The organism is Mesorhizobium sp. CU3 (assembly GCF_006442965.1).
Taxonomy (GTDB): domain Bacteria; phylum Pseudomonadota; class Alphaproteobacteria; order Rhizobiales; family Rhizobiaceae; genus Mesorhizobium.
Genome location: NZ_VFWX01000065.1, coordinates 1 through 253 on the forward strand (window position 1 = coordinate 1; position 253 = coordinate 253).

Here is a 253-nt window from a genome sequence, read left to right on the forward strand (position 1 = left end):
GGGTGGCGCAGTTGCGCGCCGGCGAGGTTGACGGACAGTGGGCCGAAGTCATCAAACGCTTTTCTCCAGTGGTGCATCTGCCGGCAGGCCTGTTCCAGTACCCAGTCGCCAATCTGCAGGATCATGCCGTTCTCTTCGGCCAGGGCAATGAAGTGCGCGGGCGGCACTTCGCCGAAGGTGGGGTGGCGCCAACGAATCAGGGCTTCGGCGCCGATCAGTTGTTGGGTATCGAGGCTCAGCTTCGGCTGGTAAT

At 62.5% G+C, this 253-nt stretch carries 1 protein-coding gene; it reads right to left on the reverse strand.

Translation table 11 applies throughout. From position 1 onward, the window contains the following. The coding region (locus tag FJ988_RS30630; RefSeq protein ID WP_140823063.1) for an EAL domain-containing protein at positions 1–253 on the reverse strand (253 nt) is incomplete at both ends.